This window comes from Hymenobacter sp. AT01-02, assembly GCF_000961955.2.
In the GTDB taxonomy this organism is placed as follows: domain Bacteria; phylum Bacteroidota; class Bacteroidia; order Cytophagales; family Hymenobacteraceae; genus Hymenobacter; species Hymenobacter mucosus.
Genome location: NZ_JZIR02000152.1, coordinates 1 through 17,558, shown reverse-complemented (window position 1 = coordinate 17,558; position 17,558 = coordinate 1). Strand labels below are relative to the sequence as shown.

The 17,558-nt window shown below is 56.0% G+C and carries 17 protein-coding genes and 1 pseudogene; 11 read left to right on the top strand and 7 right to left on the bottom strand.

Annotated elements, in window-relative coordinates; translation table 11 throughout:
• From VI25_RS21505 to rpiA, 5 genes are all read left to right on the top strand, one after another.
• Nucleotides 1–237: ATP-binding protein (locus VI25_RS21505; RefSeq protein WP_161807012.1), on the top strand; the 237-nt coding region annotated here is incomplete at its 5' end.
• 71 nt (nt 238–308) lie between these two features.
• Nucleotides 309–581 (top strand): response regulator, encoded by a 273-nt coding sequence (locus tag VI25_RS21500; RefSeq protein ID WP_055562866.1) that lies wholly within the window; start codon nt 309–311, stop codon nt 579–581.
• 5 nt (nt 582–586) lie between these two features.
• Nucleotides 587–709 carry a hypothetical protein gene (locus VI25_RS28020; RefSeq protein ID WP_262489993.1) on the top strand — a complete coding sequence of 41 codons (123 nt, stop codon included), beginning with the start codon at nt 587–589 and terminating at the stop codon, nt 707–709.
• Between the two features lie 176 nt (nt 710–885).
• On the top strand, nt 886–1,119 hold the full coding sequence (locus VI25_RS26145; RefSeq protein WP_072144882.1) for a hypothetical protein: 234 nt from the start codon (nt 886–888) through the stop codon (nt 1,117–1,119).
• A 14-nt stretch (nt 1,120–1,133) separates the two neighbouring features.
• Nucleotides 1,134–1,667 (top strand): ribose 5-phosphate isomerase A, encoded by a 534-nt coding sequence (rpiA, locus tag VI25_RS23705; RefSeq protein ID WP_072144881.1) that lies wholly within the window; start codon nt 1,134–1,136, stop codon nt 1,665–1,667.
• Here rpiA and pgl read toward each other — a convergent pair.
• From pgl to gndA, 3 genes and pseudogenes are all read right to left on the bottom strand, one after another.
• Nucleotides 1,644–2,396 carry a 6-phosphogluconolactonase gene (pgl, locus tag VI25_RS21490; RefSeq protein ID WP_045689315.1) on the bottom strand — a complete coding sequence of 251 codons (753 nt, stop codon included), beginning with the start codon at nt 2,394–2,396 and terminating at the stop codon, nt 1,644–1,646. The genes rpiA and pgl overlap by 24 nt on opposite strands.
• Nucleotides 2,383–3,900, bottom strand: coding sequence for a glucose-6-phosphate dehydrogenase (gene zwf, locus VI25_RS21485; RefSeq protein WP_045689316.1), 1,518 nt, complete (start codon nt 3,898–3,900; stop codon nt 2,383–2,385). The genes pgl and zwf overlap by 14 nt, the downstream gene beginning before the upstream one ends.
• Nucleotides 3,901–3,939: 39 nt before the next feature.
• Nucleotides 3,940–5,387 (bottom strand): annotated as a pseudogene (gene gndA / locus VI25_RS21480) (NADP-dependent phosphogluconate dehydrogenase).
• Nucleotides 5,388–5,714: 327 nt separating this feature from the next.
• Here gndA and VI25_RS21475 point away from each other — a divergent pair.
• The gene (locus VI25_RS21475) at nt 5,715–6,257 is read left to right on the top strand and encodes a gluconokinase (RefSeq protein ID WP_201783373.1); all 543 of its coding nucleotides are present in this window, start codon (nt 5,715–5,717) and stop codon (nt 6,255–6,257) included.
• A 95-nt stretch (nt 6,258–6,352) separates the two neighbouring features.
• Here VI25_RS21475 and VI25_RS21470 read toward each other — a convergent pair whose 3' ends face one another.
• Nucleotides 6,353–7,675 carry an alkaline phosphatase D family protein gene (locus VI25_RS21470; RefSeq protein ID WP_201783372.1) on the bottom strand — a complete coding sequence of 441 codons (1,323 nt, stop codon included), beginning with the start codon at nt 7,673–7,675 and terminating at the stop codon, nt 6,353–6,355.
• Nucleotides 7,672–8,085 carry a PhoD-like phosphatase N-terminal domain-containing protein gene (locus VI25_RS26140; protein WP_201783371.1) on the bottom strand — a complete coding sequence of 138 codons (414 nt, stop codon included), beginning with the start codon at nt 8,083–8,085 and terminating at the stop codon, nt 7,672–7,674. Before VI25_RS26140 ends, VI25_RS21470 begins: the two co-directional genes overlap by 4 nt.
• Nucleotides 8,086–8,403: 318 nt before the next feature.
• Here VI25_RS26140 and VI25_RS21465 point away from each other — a divergent pair, with 318 nt between their 5' ends.
• A complete protein-coding gene (locus VI25_RS21465) occupies nt 8,404–10,527 on the top strand; it encodes a prolyl oligopeptidase family serine peptidase (RefSeq protein ID WP_082455771.1) in 2,124 nt (707 codons plus the stop codon).
• Nucleotides 10,528–10,947: 420 nt separating this feature from the next.
• Here VI25_RS21465 and VI25_RS21460 read toward each other — a convergent pair whose 3' ends face one another.
• Nucleotides 10,948–11,910, bottom strand: a complete 963-nt coding sequence (locus VI25_RS21460; protein ID WP_045690360.1) for a tyrosine-type recombinase/integrase — start codon at nt 11,908–11,910, stop codon at nt 10,948–10,950.
• Between the two features lie 734 nt (nt 11,911–12,644).
• Between VI25_RS21460 and VI25_RS24410 the strand changes: the two genes are divergently transcribed.
• The 4 genes from VI25_RS24410 (at nt 12,645) to VI25_RS21440 (ending at nt 16,623) form a co-directional block, all read left to right on the top strand.
• Entirely contained in the window at nt 12,645–14,348 is a 1,704-nt protein-coding gene (locus VI25_RS24410) for a glycoside hydrolase family 2 protein (protein WP_052695635.1), read from the top strand.
• Nucleotides 14,276–14,920 (top strand): hypothetical protein, encoded by a 645-nt coding sequence (locus VI25_RS24405; RefSeq protein WP_152981759.1) that lies wholly within the window; start codon nt 14,276–14,278, stop codon nt 14,918–14,920. Before VI25_RS24410 ends, VI25_RS24405 begins: the two co-directional genes overlap by 73 nt.
• Nucleotides 14,809–15,285 carry a glycoside hydrolase family 2 protein gene (locus VI25_RS24400; protein WP_152981758.1) on the top strand — a complete coding sequence of 159 codons (477 nt, stop codon included), beginning with the start codon at nt 14,809–14,811 and terminating at the stop codon, nt 15,283–15,285. Before VI25_RS24405 ends, VI25_RS24400 begins: the two co-directional genes overlap by 112 nt.
• Before the next feature lie 66 nt (nt 15,286–15,351).
• Nucleotides 15,352–16,623, top strand: coding sequence for a sugar MFS transporter (locus VI25_RS21440; protein WP_055562862.1), 1,272 nt, complete (start codon nt 15,352–15,354; stop codon nt 16,621–16,623).
• A 144-nt stretch (nt 16,624–16,767) separates the two neighbouring features.
• Here VI25_RS21440 and VI25_RS21435 read toward each other — a convergent pair whose 3' ends face one another.
• A complete protein-coding gene (locus VI25_RS21435) occupies nt 16,768–17,400 on the bottom strand; it encodes an EamA family transporter (RefSeq protein ID WP_152981757.1) in 633 nt (210 codons plus the stop codon).
• Nucleotides 17,401–17,558 lie beyond the last annotated feature (158 nt).

Below are 17,558 nucleotides of genomic sequence, written 5' to 3'. Positions count from 1 at the left end.
AGTTGCCGGCGCGAAGATGGCCGTAGTATACTGCAAGTAGAAGACAATGGCATGGGCCTGACGCCGCGCCAGCAAGGCAAACTGTTTCAACTTTTTGAGCGCCTGCACACCCACGTTGAAGGTACCGGCGTGGGCTTGTATATGGTCAAGAAAATGGTGGAAAATGCGGGTGGCACTATTATCGTGCAAAGTCAGGAAAACCAAGGCACCTCCTTCATAATGTCCTTCCCGCGGTAGGCAGCGCCGTAACTCTGCGCTAGCCCCGCCGTACCATCCGCACCTGCCTCTTATTTAGGGGTGCTATTTACATGCCACAGCTTTCGAGCATTCTCTTGGTGGACGACGACGCCACCACTAACTTTTTAAATCAAGCCCTTATCACGCGCATGGGCGTTGTACAGCACACGCTAGTTGCTGAAAACGGTGCTGAAGCCCTACAGATACTGGCCCAGACGTGCGTAGCCCCGAGTGCTAGCTGCCCGAACCTCATTTTGCTGGATATGAAAATGCCCATCATGAACGGCATCGAGTTTCTGGAGGCATACACCAATTGCCTTTTGAGCAGCAGCAAAGCATTATAATCGTGATGCTTACTACCTCCTTGTTGTCGCAAGATCTGGAGCGGGTGCAGCAGTTGCCCGTAGCCGACGTCCTGAACAAACCCCTCACCAAGGAGAAGGTGCAAGGCCTCCTGGAAAAGTACTTTTGAGCGGCCTCGGGAGTACTTAGCTCATAGATGCGGCGCCAGCGTAACTTCGGCTGCGTGGGCTTAGGTAGAATGCGGACAACGCGGACGGGACAGGCGCGTTATACCCTTGTCGGTGCTTGATGGGCAATGCGTGTTGCATTGCTCTTTGCTCACTGGCTGCTTCCTGCTACTTGCCCATGAAAGCTACCCCCTCACCCCAACAACTAAAGCACGAAAAACAGCTGGCTGCCGAAGCGGCTTTACGGTGGGTTCGGAGTGGGATGCTTTTGGGCCTGGGGAGTGGGAGTACTGCCGCCCTTTTTATCTCCCAACTGGGAGCGGCAGTTCGCGCTGGTCAGTACCAAATTCAGGCCGTAGCTACTTCCCTGGCAAGTGAAGCACTAGCCGCGAAGCCGGGATTCCGCTGGTAGAGCCCCGGCGGGGTATGCGCCTAGACTTAACCGTAGACGGCGCCGACGAACTGAATACCGAACTGCAACTCGTTAAAGGCGGCGGTGGAGCTCTCCTGCGCGAAAAAGTACTAGCCACGGCCGCCGACTACCTGCTTATTCTAGCAGACAGCACCAAGCTCGTGCCCCAGCTGGGGCGCTTCCCTTTGCCCTTGGAAGTGGTACCCTTTGCCTTACCCTGGATTTTGGATGCCGTGGCAGAGTTAGGGGGCGAGCCCGTGGTACGCATGAGCCGGCAGCAGCCCACGGAGCCCGCCCGCACCGACCAAGGCAACCTGCTAGTAGATTGCCACTTCCAATCTATTCCCGATGCGACAAGCTTAGCTCGTCACCTCCAACAGATTCCGGGATTGGTAGAACACGGCTTGTTCTTAGGCTTGGCGCGCGCGGCGCTAGTAGCGCAGGGAGAGCAGGTGCTGGTATACACGCCGGGCGCAGAGCCCCAATCCTCCCCGGTTTTAGCGCGTTTCCGTAGTCGGCTGATTTTACTGCCTACCCGCCGGCAGTAGCGAAGCGGCGGCATCGTCGAGAAACCAGTGTAGCTGTCCGGAGGCGGGCGCAATTAGCTGAGCCGGGAACTGCGCTATATCCTGCTCGCCTGCTACTACGTGTTGCACTGCCGCGGCCTTGTCGGCTCCGTACACCAGAAACGCCACCACTTGGGCCTGGTTTAGCAATGGGGCCGTTAGGGTGATGCGGTACGCCTGCTTTTCCTCCACGTACACTTCCCGGGCACCTGCTACTGACTCCGCAAGAACGGGGGTGTGAGGAAACAATGACGCGGTGTGAGAGTTGTCGCCCAGCCCTAGCAACACCAAGTCAAACCGAGCCTCACGTTGGCCGAAGAACTCGGTGATGCTTTGGGAGTAGCGTTGCGCTGCTTCTGCCGGGGCTAGTGCCGTATCCACCGCAAATACCTGCGTTGGAGCAATGCCTAGCGGACCAAGTAGCGCTTCGTGGGCCATGCGGTAGTTGCTCTCGGTATCCGTGGGTAGCACGTTACGCTCATCACCGAAAAAGAAGAACACCTCCTCCCACTGTACGCGGCTGCGGTACGCGGGAGAGGCCAGCAACTCGTATAGTTTCTTAGGCGAGCTGCCGCCAGACAATGCTACCGAAAATGTGCCGTGCCCAGCAATAGCGCACGTTGCTAGTTCCACGAAGAAGTCGGCTAGTTGCTGCAGGACTTCCTCCGGCGTTGGGAATACGTGCAGGGTGGGAACGTTATTTCTTGCCATTGTTGAGGGGTAGCGTAAACCAATGGTATCCGTCGCGGGCAATTAGGGCTTCGGCTAGTTCAGGACCCCAGGAATCGGCCGAGTAGTTGGGGAAGCTCTGGCTGGTTCTACCCTGCCAGGCGTTCAGAATGGGCATAATCAAGTCCCAAGCCGCCTCTACCTGGTCGCCGCGCATGAACAGGGTTTGGTCGCCTAGCATGGTATCCAGCAGCAGAGTTTCGTAGGCTTCCGGGGCCTCCGTGGTATAGGTACCCTTGTAGTCGAAAACCATGTCTACGGTGTTCAACATCAAGTCCAGACCAGGGCGCTTAGCTTGCACTTGCAAGCGAATACTCATTTCGGGCTGAATGCTGATGATAAGCCGGTTCTGCTGCCAGTTTTCCGCCGTTTCGGGTGGAAAAATGCAGTGGGGCACGTCCTTGAACTGAATGGTGATAACTGAGGACGAGCGGTGCAGGCGCTTGCCAGTGCGCAGGTAGAAAGGCACGCCCTGCCAGCGCCAGTTGTCCACGAAAAACTTGACGGCCGCAAAGGTTTCCGCGTTGGAAGTGGGGTTGGCTCCGGGCTCTTCCCGGTAGCCGGGCACCTGCTGGCCCTCAATCCAGCCCGAGCCATACTGGCCCCGTACCGTTGATTCGCGCACGTCCTCGGGTGAAAACCGGCGCATGGCGCGCAGCACATCTACTTTGCGGTTGCGCACATCGTCGGCCGTGAAGTTGATGGGCGGCTCCATTGCCACCAAGCATAGGAGTTGCAGCAGGTGGTTTTGAATCATGTCGCGCAGGGCGCCGGCCCCATCGTAATACCCACTTCGCTCGCCCACTCCTAGCTGCTCGGTCACGGAAATTTGCACGTGCTCGATGTAGTTACGGTTCCAGAGTGGCTCGAACAGAGCATTGGCAAAGCGGAAAGCCATGATATTCTGCACGGTTTCCTTGCCCAAGTAGTGGTCGATGCGGTAAATCTGCTGCTCACTGAAATTGCGGGCCAGCAACTGGTTTAGCTCCCGCGACGACTCCAAATCGTGCCCAAACGGCTTTTCAATAACAATGCGCGTGCGCTCCGGATCGGCCGCCAACCCATTGTGAGCAATATTTTCGGCAATAATGGGGAAGAACTCCGGCGCTACCGCCAAGTAGTAGATGACGTTGACGGGCGTGCCCCATTCCTGCTGGTAAGCCTTGATGCGCTTGTCAAACTGTTGATAGGCCGCCGCATCTTTCACGTCGGCGGCTTGGTAGACCACGTGCTCAGCAAATGGCTTCCAGCTCTCAGCGTTGGCCTTGCCACTGCGCGAAAACTGGTTAATACCGTCCAGAATACGGCCGCGGAAATCGTCGTCGGAAAGAGCCGTGCGCCCAGTGCCAATAATGGCAAACTGCTCGGGCAGCCAGCCTTCCAGAAACAGGTTGTAAAGCGCCGGGGCTAGTTTGCGGGCATTCAAATCTCCGGTGCCACCGAATATAACGAAGATGGTAGGCTGTGCTTGCGAGGTAAGGCTCATGCGGAGGTCGTCGCGTAAGTGAAGGGGCCGAGGAAGAATCTATTTATTGGGAAGCACTTGCTCCTCCCATTTGTTTTCCTCGTCCAAATGAATGTCCTGCTTGTTGCTAGCGTCCTCGTGAGTCGGCGTCCACTGGGTGTGAAACAGGCCTTCCATACCAATCAGCTCGTAGGTATGGGCCCCGAAGTAGTCGCGCTGGGCTTGAATGAGGTTAGAAGGTAGGCGCGCTGTGCGGAAGGAATCGAAGTAGCTCACGCAGGAAGCATACGCTGGCACTGCCAGGCCTGCCGCAATGGCTGCGCTTACTACCGTGCGGGCGCCAGGCACAGCCTGCTGCACTAGTTCCGCTACCGACTTATCCAGCAGCAGGTGTTCCAATTCGGGGGCTTGCTGGTAGGCGTTGTAAATGTCGTTGAGGAAGCCGGAGCGAATGATGCAGCCGCCGCGCCAGATGCGGGCAATATTGGCTAGCTGCAGCCCGTAGGAATACTCCTGCGAGGCCTTGGAAAGCATGTGCATGCCCTGCGCGTAGGTAATGACCATGCTGAAGTAGAAGCTTGCTCCAGGCTAGCCAACAACTGGTCTTTATCAGCTTCCAGCGTAGGCAGGGTAGGCGAGTACTGGGCAGCCAGCTTTTCGCGCAGTGCTTTGTATTTGGATAGGTTGCGCAGTGCTACGGCCGTATCAATGGTAGATAGGGGCACTTCCAGGTCCATAGCAATCTGGGAGGTCCACTTGCCGGTACCCTTGGAGCGGGCCTCGTCACGAATATCGTCGAGCAGCAGGTGGTCGGTGTTGGGCGCCTGGAAGACGAAGATATCCTTGGTAATATCGAGCAGGAAGGATTGCAAACGGCCGGCGTTCCACTGGGCAAACACTTGCCCGATGGCCTCATTGTCGAGGCCCAGGCCCTGCTTGAGAACTCCGTAGGTTTCCGCAATGAGCTGCATCAGGCCGTACTCAATGCCATTGTGCACCATCTTCACAAAGTGACCGGCAGCTCCCGGCCCAATGTAAGTAACGCAGGGCTCGCCATTCACTTGGGCGGCAATGGCCTCAAACATCGGCTTCATGACTTGGTAGGCCTGCTGGTCGCCGCCGGGCATCATGCTAGGGCCAAAGCGCGCTCCTTCTTCACCGCCCGAAATGCCCATGCCGAAGAAGTGGAAACCCTCGGCTTCCAGGGCCTCGGCCCGGCGGGTGGTATCGGTAAAATAGGAGTTACCACCGTCGATGACGATGTCGCCAGGGGCCAGCAACGGGCGCAACTCATCAATCACGCTGTCTACGATTTTACCGGCGGGCACCAGTAGCATGATGGAACGAGGCGTTTGCAGGCTGTGCACGAAATCAGCTAAGTCAGCAAAGCCCTTTACGGGCAGGCCCGCGCCTTCTTCTGAGAGCAGGGTCAGCTTGCTGGCGTCTTTGTCATAGCCAGCAACGGCAAACTCATGGTCGGCCAGATTTAGCAGTAGGTTGCGGCCCATCGTGCCCAGGCCAATCATGCCAAACGAATAGGTAGTCGGCGTTGTGCTCATCATGCAGTAGTTTCGAGTAAAACCTAGGATAGATGCAGAGTGTTGGCCACCGAAACAAAATCAGCTTCTGGTCTGCGGCAACCAAAGGACCAACTGTTCAGTATCCACTACCTCAACTTAAAGTTTGGGCATAAGGTTATACGTCGTGGGCTTAGGATACGGGCTAACACTTCGTAGTTTCTGAAATGTCAGGCCGTTATCTTCCTTTTTCCGGGCCAGTAAACGGGGCGTTGCCGAACGCCACGCCGGTAGCTTCCTTGTTCCTTCTTCCTACCTATGCAGCTCAACCACGTAATTATTGTGATGGGAGTGTCCGGCTCGGGCAAATCAACCATTGGCGAGCTTCTAGCCCAGCAGATAGGCTTGCCTTTTCATGATGCCGATGACTTTCACTCGGCCGCCAACGTAGCCAAGATGGGGGCCGGCACCCCACTGCAGGATGAGGACCGCAAGAGCTGGCTGGCAGCGTTGGCCGTCGGGATTCGGCAGTGGAGCCAGAGTGGAGGCGCGGTGTTGGCTTGTTCGGCCTTGAAGGAATGGTACCGGCAGGAACTCATGACGGGCGGCCCAGTAGTATGGGTGTTTCTCGATGGCTCCGAAGAGCTGGTACGCTCCCGCCTGCAAGCGCGCCAGCATCACTACATGGGTCCCGACCTGCTAGCCTCACAGTTTGCCACTCTGGAAAAACCCACGTATGGCCTGCACCTACCCATCGACGAAACTCCACAGCAACTAGTAGATCAGATAGTTGCCTACTTACAGCGCACGGGCGAAATGCCGGATTCTAACCACAAGCACACCCTAGGAAACGCTGAGTAAAGCTGTTACTAAAACAGGTTTATCCTCTGGTATCAAAGCAGATAGGCACGTAGTCCTTAGAAGCTTAGCAGAGTATAGTACGTGGCCGGTCGGGATTAGGCTTCGGTTGCGGTTTTGCCCAACGTAGTGGCAGTAGATTCAACCGCCAGGCTGGCTATGTATTTCCACCGGGCAACAGCCTGGCTGGTGCTAAATTCTACTTCGAGAAAGCCACGCTGGGAAGCATCGAGGTACTGCAAATCATCAATGAGCAGCTGGTTAGCCTGCTCAAATCCTTGAATAGCCGCCTTATCGCCACCTAGCAACGTCTCAAACCCAGGCGAGGAGACGGACGAACAGGCAAACTCAGCACCAGCCCGGCGCTTTCCAACCGTAGTCAGGTCGCTATACCAGGCGTTGTGGGTGTCGCCGGCCAGGGAAATAAGCTTTTTGCCAGCGGCAGCGTTGAGTACCACTTCTCGTTCCGCAGGATAGCCGTCCCAGGCGTCCAGGTTATACGGTAGCACGGTTTCCACTCGGGCACGCTCGGCGGCTGTTACGGTAGGGTCGCCGGCCAACAGGCGGGTCTTGATTGTGGCTAGCTGGGTCGCAATGGTTGCGTACTGCGCCAGAACGGCCGGGGTAGGGCTGTTTGCCAGTTGAGCTACTAACACCAGCAACTCTACGGGAATGTACATCTTCGCCATGAGCACTTGGGAGCCTAGCACCTGCCAGCGGGCTCCGCTACTAGCCAGCTGACTCGTGAGCCAGTTGCGCTGCTCGGCTCCTAGTATAGAGCGGCCGGGGTTCTGCCAGGCTGCCCCAAATGCCACGGCATTGAACGTGCCGGTACTACTGTAGTAGTCACCAAGGCTCAGCTGTTTGTCGCGGCCAGCCAAGCGCGTATCAAGCATGAGCAAGTTTAGTAAGCCGCCAAAGTCGAAGCTCCGGTAGATTTTCTCCTTGTTGGCTACGCGCGCCGGCAGGTACTCGCGCCACACCTGGGTAGCAATTTGCTTGCGCTGCAGGAAGTCGCCCTCGGTAGCGGGCTGGTGGTTTTGCGCGCCCTCCTTATAGGCATCGTTCGTCAGCTCGTGGTCGTCCCAAATGCAGATGAAGGGTTTGAGCTGGTGGGCCCGTTGCAGTTGCGGGTCGCTGCGATACTGGCGGTAACGGGTTCGATAGTCCGATAAACTCAGGATTTCAGTAGCAGGCTGGTGAGCCCGATTCAAGGAAGTAGTTAGCGAACTGGTACCATACTGCCCCTGGCCGTACTCGTAGATGTAGTCGCCCAGGTGCACCACAACGTCGGCGGCAGACTCCGCCACGGCCCCGTACACATTGAACAGCCCCGCTTGGTAGTTGGCGCACGACACCACAGCCAGCGTCACGCGGCTAGCCTGCCCCGCCGCGGGTAGCGTACGGGTTTCGCCAGTCACGGAAGTAGCTTGGTTTGAGCGTTCAGGAAGCGGTAGTAATACTTCTGATTGGCCGCTAAGCCGGTGACGTTCACCCACACGGTGAAGTCTGTGTCAGGGGTTGCTGGTAGGGTGCCGGTAGCTTTCACCACGGAAAAGCGGCTGTCGTCGGCCACTTCCCAGGTAATGGCCGCGGGGGCGGGCTCGTTCGTGGCCGTGGTGTAGCGGGTCCAGATGATGACGCCGTCGGCCGACGGATCAAAGCTGGCCACGCCTTCGCGGAAGCCAAAGTCTCCGCTGTAAGCAGGATTTTCAGTGTCATCGTCGCAACTAGCAAGCGTAGCGGGCAACAAGGCTATGCCGCCGGATACCAAGGCCGTTTGCTTGATAAACGCGCGGCGGTTGAGGCGGCGGAGAGCAGAATCCTTCATCGGGCGAAGCATATATGAGTGCAGCCACGAATGTAGAGGGGCCTATGACGGGGGTATTATGGGCATATTATGGAATTGTGCCCGCCTGCTATCGGCGGCTTTCTCTGCCTTTCTACCTCAAAGCTGACCGCCCTGCTCCCTTGAGCAGGCAAGACGCAACCTTTTGCAACCCAGCTTGCCTTTCCCCTTGCTGCCTCGGCACGAGGTTGTACCTTTCTGTAACTCATGAACCTAGTATTTCACGAGTTGCCAACCCAATAAGCTTCTGCCAACAAGTTGGTTGGTGCTTCATCACGTCACCCTTACTCACTTCCCTGCATGAGAATTCTGTATGCCTCCACGGCCATGGTGGTGCTAAGCGCGCAAGCTGTGGCCCAAACGCCCCTGAAGACCCTGCCGTACCCGCAAACCAAAAAAGTAGATACCGTGACTACCTACTTCGGAACCAAGGTAGCCGACCCGTACCGCTGGCTGGAGAACGATCAGGCCGCCGATACGAAGTCGTGGGTGCAGGAGGAAAATAAGGTCACGCAGCATTATTTGGCGCAAATTCCCTTCCGTGAAACCATCCGCAAGCGCCTGGAGACGCTGTGGAACTATGAAAAATATGGTGCGCCTTATAAGGAAGGCAAGTACACGTACTTCACCAAGAATACGGGTTTGCAAAGCCAGTCGGTGCTGTACCGCCAACTAGGCAACGGTGCCCCGGAGGTTTTTCTTGACCCCAACAGCTTCTCCAAGGATGGCACTACCTCGCTAGCGGGCATCAACTTCACCAAAGACGGTAGCTTGGCTGCGTACCAGATTTCGGAAGGCGGCTCCGATTGGCGCAAGGTGATTGTGATGCGAGCCGCGGACAAGACCATTGTGGGCGACACACTCAAGGACGTAAAGTTCTCCGGGCTGGCCTGGAAAGGCAACGACGGCTTCTACTACAGCAGCTACGACAAACCTCTGGCCGGCAGCCAGTTGGCTGGCAAAACACAAATTCATAAGCTCTACTACCATAAGCTTGGCACCAAGCAAAGCACTGACAAGCTCGTATTCGGTGGGGAAAAGACGCCGCGCCGCTACATTGGGGCCAGCCTCACGGAGGACGAGCGTTTCCTGGTTATTAGCGGGGCCAATACCACCACGGGCAACGAGCTGTACATTCAGGATCTGAGTAAGGCTAATAGTCCCATTGTGCAGGTGGTAGACAATGAGAAGAATGAGGTAAGTGTGCTCGACAACGTGGGCAGCAAGCTCTATATCCAAACCAACTTGAACGCGCCCAATGGCAAGGTGGTAACCGTGGATGCAGCCAACCCCAAGTCGGCCAACTGGAAAGACCTAATTCCGGAAAGCAAGAACGTGCTGAACGCCACCACCGGGGGCGGTAAAATCTTCGCGAACTATCTGAAGGATGCCACGTCCCTTATTGAGCAGTATGCTATGAGCGGCAAAAAGGAGCGGAGTATTGCGCTACCTTCAGTGGGCTCGGCGGGCGGTTTCGGCACTAAAAAAGAGGAAAAAGAAACCTACTACACCTTCACCTCTTACATCTACCCGCCCACCATTTTCAAGTACGACATTGCAACTGGCAAGTCCACGGTGTATAAGAAAGCCGGCGTGCAGTTCGACCCCACCCAGTACGAATCGAAGCAGGTGTTTTATACCTCAAAAGACGGCACGCGCATCCCCATGATTATCACCCACAAAAAGGGGTTGGTGATGAACGGGAAGAACCCCACGATGATGTACGCCTACGGCGGCTTCAACTCCAGCGTAACGCCAGGCTTTAGCACCTCTACCATTGTACTGCTCGAAAACGGTGGTATTTATGCCGTACCCAATTTGCGCGGCGGCGGCGAGTACGGTGAGAAGTGGCACTTAGCCGGTACCAAGCTACAGAAGCAGAATGTGTTCGACGACTACATTGCCGCGGCCGAGTACCTGGTAAAAAACAACTACACGTCGAAATATTACCTCGCTATTTCCGGCGGCTCCAACGGCGGCCTACTGGTGGGGGCCACCATGGCCCAGCGCCCCGAAATGTTCAAAGTAGCCTTCCCCGCCGTGGGCGTAATGGACATGCTGCGCTACAACCAGTTCACGGCCGGGGCCGGCTGGGCCTACGACTACGGCACAGCTCAGGACAGCAAGGAGATGTTCGAATACCTCTATAAGTACTCGCCCTACCACGCGCTGAAGCCCGCCAACTACCCCGCCACTATGGTTACTACCGCCGACCACGATGACCGGGTAGTGCCCGCGCACTCCTTTAAGTTTGCTTCTAAGCTTCAGGAGTCCCAGCAGGGTAGCGCGCCCGTGCTTATTCGGGTAGAAACCAAGGCGGGGCACGGTGCCGGCCGTTCTACAGCCCAGGTTATCAGCGAACAGGCCGACAAATGGTCTTTCATGTTCCAAAACATGAACCTCACGCCTTACCAAGCTAACTAGTTACGGGAAGCCTCAAAACAACAAACGCCGGCCGACTATCATAGAGTCGGCTGGCGTTTGTTGTTTTAAACTGGCTACATTATTACCTAGGCAATTCTGCTCACCACACGCCTACAAGGAGAGAGAACTATATGACTAGTAAAGGTTGTAGCTGATGTTTATAAGCTTGAATCAGCAAGCGAAGTTCATTGGCAATTACCTGTATTACAAACAGTTACTGCCTGCAAAGAACATCCTTCTTGCTAAGTGGGCAGACACTACTACTATACACTGGCGCTTACTCCGGTAGTACTTTCGAGCCAAATAGTGAGCTTTTTCATTAGCATCATATCCCAACGAAGAGTGTAAGGATTGATATAGACCTACTTCAAGGGGCAAGAGTGCACCTTTAGTTACCAAGCCTTAATGCAATCGGATACGCTAGAGCCCCAATTTCTGGGCGGCGTTGTGCTGGCGCACGTTATCGAGGCGGGTGTAGCGCCGAATCATCTCGGAGGTCTTGTGCTTGGTTTGGTTCATAACCTCCGAATCATCGGCTCCCGCTAGTTTGGCTACGGTAACAAAGGACGCCCGCAAGGAGTGGGCGGAAAATGTTGGCCCTAAATAGCGCTGCACAATTAAGTTCACGTGCTTATCGGTCAGCCGACGCTCGGTTAGTCGTTCGCCTTTGCGAAAGGAGACAAACACGGGCCCCGTAGAGCGGTTGAGCCGCTGCACCCAAGCTTGCAACGTGCGAATAGGACACAACTTAACATCTGGGGAATAGAAAATGGCTTTTTCCTCGGCCGCGCCGTACTGGTTGGTTTTGCTCTTCGCAAGGTTGACAATCAGGCCTTCCTCAGAAAAGAATAAGTCCTCCATATTAAGCGCCGCCAGTTCAGAGCGGCGAAACGCTCCGGAAAAGCCTAGCAGCAGAATCACCCGGTCGCGCAAGCCAGCTAGCGTTTGATCATCCATGCTCTTGACCGTGCGCTTGAAGTTAGCGAGGGTAAAAGCCGGTGCTTGTTTCTGTCGCACACCTTTGAGACGGGCAATGCCTTCCAGCAGCACCTTAAATTTCTTGTCATCCGTGGGTGATTCCAGTCCGCGCAGAGCATGGGCTTTGGCTAGGGCCGCACAATGGCGCTGAATGGTGGATACTTTTTTGCCCGTTTCTGCCAGGTGCGTCACAAATCCAGCAAGCGTATCGACCGACGCAGGTAGTGGCTCCAGTCCGTGCTCGGTGCACCAAGTTCCGAAGCGCTTTAAATCCCCAGCATAGGCTTTGGCCGTGTTAGCCGCCCCACTCAGTCCGGCCTCCACGTAGCGCGAAGTATGCTCGGCCAGGTAGGTCAGTGCCGACGATGAGTTAGCAGAAACTAAGACCGCAGAATCGTTTGCCATGTAACCTATATATAAGGAGTATTGCCCAGGTTTTGGAGAACTCAAAACGAAGATAGCGTAAGGTCCGATAACTAAGAATTATCGGACCTTACGCTATCTTCTTACCTGGCCCTGCCCTTCATCCTACAGCAAGGGCATTCTGACTAATTGTGCCTCTTGTTGACCTTGTTGTTACAGCTCTTCATTTGGCTATTTACATGAGTGAGTACAGCATAAGCTACTTCACTTAGGACAATTGGTACAGACAAATCCTGCGTTAATAATCTGCTGAAGCAGTATTACCGTTCGCATCCGTCATGTATACTAGAAGTAGGCTCGCTTCCATAAATAGTACAGTGAAAAACCAGCTTTAATAGCGAAGAATGCCTTGTGGACAATTACTGTCCTATAGTAATTACTTACTTCCCATCACAAAGTTCAATACCCTACTACATGCAGCAAATACGGGTTGTGAATTTTCTATAATAACTGGTATTTTACTTACCACAATCACCCTGTGAGTAAGCGACCTATACCACTTGTAGTAATCAACCGCATAGAATAAGCGTGTAGGTTATTCTAGTTTACACAGCACCCACTGTGCTTTATTGCTAAAACATTTTAGCTTTAAGCGTAGCAATGGGTATGCACTGGTCTGGTTGCTTCGCAAGCTGGTGTTTTTCTACTCAGTTGCTGCTACATCTACAAGTCCGGGAACTACTAGCTGGTTGCCGGATAGAATTAACTGCTAGCTCATGTCCTGCTCCCAACTCTGCTTCAATGTGCGGGTGCTACTTCTGGTTTTCATACTTAGCATTAGCTCGGTTGTCGTGTGGGCAAGCCCCTTTTCACATAAGGCAGGCAACGCAGCAGAAACGGTGCCCCTACAAGCTAACTGGCGCTTTCGGCAAGTAGGGAAAGAAAGCTGGACCCCAGCGACGGTACCAGGCTGCGTACACACCGACTTACTAGCTGCCGGACAAATTCCTGACCCGCTGTACCGCGACAACGAATTGCGGCTACAGTGGATTGGCAAGGCCGATTGGGAGTATGAAACGAGCTTCACGCTACCCCCTGCCACTTTACAACGTGCCCACCTAGACCTTGTGCTACAAGGCCTAGACACCTATGCAGAGGTACTGCTCAACGGAGTTTCTATTCTGCAAGCGAACAATATGTTCCGGGAATGGCGCCTAGCGGCCAAGCAGCACTTGCGCACAGGTGAGAACCGCCTGCTTATCCGGTTCCGCTCGCCCTTACGGGAGGTGGCAGATTTGCCCCGCAAACAAGGGTACGAGCTCTACTCCGGCAATGATGAACAATCTATGCGCGTAGTGGGCGACCAGGGCCCTCCCCTGAGCCCCTACACCCGCAAGGCCCCCTACCAGTACGGCTGGGACTGGGGCCCACGCTTTGTGACGGCGGGGGTGTGGCAGCCTGTGTATATAGAAGCTTGGGATGAAGCCCGCCTAACCAACCTGCATGTGGTGCAGCAAGTTGTAACGCCCCAAGCCGCGCAATTGGCGGTGGAAGTAGAATATGACGCCGCCCGCAGCCAAGGCGCCACGCTGCTGTTGGAAACTAGGGGACCAGATGGCCAGCTAGTTGGAACAGCCTTGGAACAAGCCCTAACGTTGGCTCCGGGCCGCCATACAACTACAGCCGAAGTACGCCTCAATACACCGCAACTGTGGTACCCCGCCGGGTACGGGGCTCAACCGCTGTATACTGTTACGGCGCGTCTCGTGCAGCAAGGTCAGCCACTTGATGCCACTACTAGGCGCATTGGGCTGCGGACGTTACAGGTGCGCCGAGAGCCGGACCAGTACGGAAAGTCCTTTGAGTTTGTAGTCAATGGCATCCCGGTTTTTGCTAAGGGTGCCAACTGGATTCCGGCCGACATTTTCCCAACGCGCGTGACGGCCCCGCGCTACCGTCAGCTTCTGCAAGCCGCCAAAGATTGCCACATGAACATGATTCGGGTGTGGGGGGGCGGCATTTACGAGCAGGACGCCTTTTATGACACGTGCGATGAGCTTGGCTTGCTAGTCTGGCAGGATTTCATGTTTGCGTGCACCTTCTACCCCGGCGACGACGCATTTATGACCAATGTACGGGAGGAAGCACCCACCAGGTGCGGCGCCTGCGCGACCACGCCAGCCTGGCCTTGTGGGTCGGCAACAATGAAAACGAAATTGCCTGGCAAGACTGGGGAATTTCGGGGAAGCTTGGGGCGCACAAGAACGAAGTGTGGAGCAACTACTTGCAGCTATTCCGTGACCTGCTCCCAGCGGTGGTGCGGAAACAGGACCCCAGCCGCCTGTACTGGTCCTCAAGCCCCTCCGCCGATTTTGAGGACAAGGCCGGTTCCCAACGCAACGGCGACATGCACTACTGGGAAGTCTGGGCCGGTACGGCCCCGCTATCCGATTACGAAAAGCAGGTGCCGCGCTTTATGAGCGAGTATGGCTTCCAGTCTTTCCCCGAGCTAAAATCAGTGCAGCAATTTGCTTTGCCAGCCGACTACGACATTGCCTCCCCGGTGATGAAAGAACACCAGCGCAGCGCTGCCGGCAACCCGCGCCTGCTGGAATACCTGCGCCGTGATTACAAAGAGCCCAAGGACTTTGCCTCTTTTCTCTACGTAAGTCAAGTGCTTCAAGCTCAGGCTATTAAGATTGCCGCCGAACATCTGCGGCGCAACCGACCCCGCGTAATGGGTTCCCTCTACTGGCAGCTCGATGACTGCTGGGGCGTGGCCTCGTGGTCGAGTATCGACTACTACGGGCGGTGGAAGGCGCTGCAATACTATGCTAAGCGTTTTTATGAGCCGGTGCTAGTGAGCCCCCACGAAGAGGGCGACAACGTGCGCGTGTACGTGGTATCGGACCGCACAACGCTACGCCAGCTACCCTGCAAGTGCGCCTACTGGATGTTACGGGCCGCACGCTCTTCCGCCAGGCCACTACCTTGCAGGTACAGCCCTTGTCCAGCCAAGTTTACTTTGAGATTCCGCGCAAAAAGTTGCTGAAAGGCCATAACCAGAAGCAGGTTGTGCTAAGCTGTGCAGTGGAAGCCGATGGGAAAACGCTCTCGACAAACACGTACTACTTTGCCTCGCCCAAAGAGGCCGTACTGCCTCCATCTCAAGTGACAACGCAGTGGCGCCCACAGCCCGACGGCACGTACCAGGTAACCATGCACAGCAAAGCCCTGGCCCGGCAAGTTTACCTTTCTCTCGAAGACGGCAGCGACGGCTTCTTCACTGATAACTACTTCGACCTGCTGCCCGGCGAAACAAAGGTTGTTTCCTTTCGCAGCACGGCCCCTACCTCCGTAGCGGCGCTACAGCAGCGCTGGTCGTGCGGACCCTTGCCGATGCTTTCTAGTGAGTAGCGGGGGCCACCTGCTATCCTCTCCTTGGTATTTTCCCACCTTTCATTCTTCTTTCCTACTTCAGTTATGGCATCCCCATCTCCCGTTCTGACCAGCCGCTCAGCCTCCCCGACGGCGTCGTCTCAGCGCTATACATCGGCGCTGAGCGCCGTGACTACCCTGTTTTTTCTGTGGGGCTTCATCACCTGCCTGAATGACATTCTGATTCCCTACCTCAAGGCTATTTTCCAACTATCATTTGCCCAGGCCAACCTGATTAACCTGTGCTTCTTCGGGGCATACTTTCTGATGAGCATTCCCGCGGGCAAACTAGTAGCCCGATTTGGGTACAAGCGGGGCATGCTGCTAGGGTTTGTGGTAGCGGCCCTAGGGGCATTTCTGTTCTATCCGGCCGCGGCAGAGCGAGCCTACGGGCTGTTCTTAGGAGCGTTGTTTGTGCTGGCCTCGGGCATTACGTTGCTGCAAGTAGCCGCCAATCCGTACGTAGCCATCCTAGGCCCTCCGGCCTCCGCCTCATCGCGCCTGACACTCACGCAGGCGTTTAACTCCTTGGGTACCACCTTGGCGCCCCTGCTAGGTAGCGCGCTGATTTTGAGCCGACTGCCGAAGCTAGACACGCCAGCCGCGGCTGCGGCCATTGACATTCATGCCGTTCAGATTCCTTACCTCGTTATTGGTGGGGCCTTATTGCTTATCAGCTTACTGCTAAGTCAAATCCACCTGCCCACAATTGAGCCAGCGGTAGAGGAAAACGAGGTAGGTGCTCCTGCACGTAGCATCTGGCAGCAAAGCCACCTTGTACTGGGAGTAGTAGGCATTTTTGCTTACGTGGGGGCCGAAGTAGCCATTGGCTCGCACATTGTGAGCTACGTGGCCCTGCCCGATGTGCTTGGTCTCGACCCCAAAGCGGCCGGTGACCAGGTGACGTTCTACTGGGGCGCCGCCATGATTGGGCGCTTCGCCGGAGCCTACCTGCTCAACAAGTTTGCCCCAACGAAACTACTGGCAGTCAACGCCGTGGGGGCCGTGGTGCTGGTGCTCATTTCCATTAGCTCAACGGGTAGCGTGGCCATGTGGTCGTTGCTGGCGGTGGGCCTGATGAATTCGCTGATGTACCCTACCATTTTCACACTCGCCATGGCTGGCTTGGGTCGTCAGACAGAAGAAGGCTCCGGGCTGCTGTGCACGGCCATTGTGGGCGGAGCCATTGTACCCCTGTTGTTCGGCTTCATTGCCGACCACAGCAGCCTACGCATTGCTTTGCTACTGCCCGTCATCTGCTACGTGTACATCATGTGGTACGGGCTGCGGGGCAGCCGCCGTCGGGAGGCTATATAGTCATTGGATGTCCCTAAACCCCACGGCCCCATAGCAATTTGGCGTTGCTATGGGGCCGTGGCTTATGATGTTTGCTCTGGTCTGTTTGCTACACTTTAGGGTGACGGATATAGCAACCAACCATTGAGTAGAGCATTTTCCACGTTATCCTTCACCAGGTACGGCGGGTTGTGGAGTGGGGGTAGTGAGGGTAGCACCTATGCTAGCCAGTACAATAAAGGCTACGGCTAGCCATTGCCCCACGGTGAGCTGCTCACCTAAAAGTAGCCAGCCGGAAAGGGCTGCTGCTACGGGCTCTAGGCTCATTAGAATACTGAATGTGCGGGTTGGCAGGGTCTTCAAGGCCTGTATTTCCAGCGAAAAGGGTAGCACACTTGAAAACAAGGCTAAGCCACTTCCTAGCAAGAGCAAACCAGGCGTCAGGTGCAATAAGGTGCCGCTAGCTACCCCAAATGGTAGGACGGGCAGGGTAGCGAAAATCATTCCCACGGCCACTGCTACCGGCCCTGGCAACACGGCCGCCGTGCGCTGCCCGAGCACGATGTACACCGCCCAGCACGCCCCGGCCGCCAGGGCAAATCCCATTCCTATTAAGTCGATGCCCGCGCCCGACCACGGGGCAATGAGAGCAATACCGGCGCCTGCCAGCAGTACCCATATCACATCTACCCAGCGCCGAGACCCGGTTAACGCCAACGCCAGCGGACCCACGAACTCCAGTGTCACGGCCAAGCCGAGGGGTATGCGGCTCAGGGCGCAGTAGAACAGAAAGTTCATGGCGCCCAGCGCCAACCCGTATGGTATTACTGCCCGCCACTGCTCGGGCCGGAGCTGCCCTAACCGGGGCCGTACCACGCCAGCAGCACCACCGCCGACAAGCCAATGCGCAGGCTAGTGGTTCCTGCGGCCCCTAGCACCGGGAATAACTGCTTGGC

What these genes read in the sequence shown, in the direction of transcription:
- VI25_RS24410 (WP_052695635.1), top strand. Translation starts at nt 12,645, where the DNA reads ATGTCCTGCTCCCAACTCTGCTTCAATGTGCGGGTGCTACTTCTGGTT.
- VI25_RS28020 (WP_262489993.1), top strand. Translation starts at nt 587, where the DNA reads ATGCTTACTACCTCCTTGTTGTCGCAAGATCTGGAGCGGGTGCAGCAG.
- VI25_RS21440 (WP_055562862.1), top strand. Translation starts at nt 15,352, where the DNA reads ATGGCATCCCCATCTCCCGTTCTGACCAGCCGCTCAGCCTCCCCGACG.
- VI25_RS21460 (WP_045690360.1), bottom strand. Translation starts at nt 11,910, where the DNA reads ATGGCAAACGATTCTGCGGTCTTAGTTTCTGCTAACTCATCGTCGGCA.
- rpiA (WP_072144881.1), top strand. Translation starts at nt 1,134, where the DNA reads ATGCGCCTAGACTTAACCGTAGACGGCGCCGACGAACTGAATACCGAA.
- zwf (WP_045689316.1), bottom strand. Translation starts at nt 3,900, where the DNA reads ATGAGCCTTACCTCGCAAGCACAGCCTACCATCTTCGTTATATTCGGT.
- VI25_RS24405 (WP_152981759.1), top strand. Translation starts at nt 14,276, where the DNA reads ATGCACTACTGGGAAGTCTGGGCCGGTACGGCCCCGCTATCCGATTAC.
- VI25_RS26145 (WP_072144882.1), top strand. Translation starts at nt 886, where the DNA reads ATGAAAGCTACCCCCTCACCCCAACAACTAAAGCACGAAAAACAGCTG.
- VI25_RS21475 (WP_201783373.1), top strand. Translation starts at nt 5,715, where the DNA reads ATGCAGCTCAACCACGTAATTATTGTGATGGGAGTGTCCGGCTCGGGC.
- pgl (WP_045689315.1), bottom strand. Translation starts at nt 2,396, where the DNA reads ATGGCAAGAAATAACGTTCCCACCCTGCACGTATTCCCAACGCCGGAG.
- VI25_RS21465 (WP_082455771.1), top strand. Translation starts at nt 8,404, where the DNA reads ATGAGAATTCTGTATGCCTCCACGGCCATGGTGGTGCTAAGCGCGCAA.
- VI25_RS26140 (WP_201783371.1), bottom strand. Translation starts at nt 8,085, where the DNA reads ATGAAGGATTCTGCTCTCCGCCGCCTCAACCGCCGCGCGTTTATCAAG.
- VI25_RS21500 (WP_055562866.1), top strand. Translation starts at nt 309, where the DNA reads ATGCCACAGCTTTCGAGCATTCTCTTGGTGGACGACGACGCCACCACT.
- VI25_RS21435 (WP_152981757.1), bottom strand. Translation starts at nt 17,400, where the DNA reads ATGAACTTTCTGTTCTACTGCGCCCTGAGCCGCATACCCCTCGGCTTG.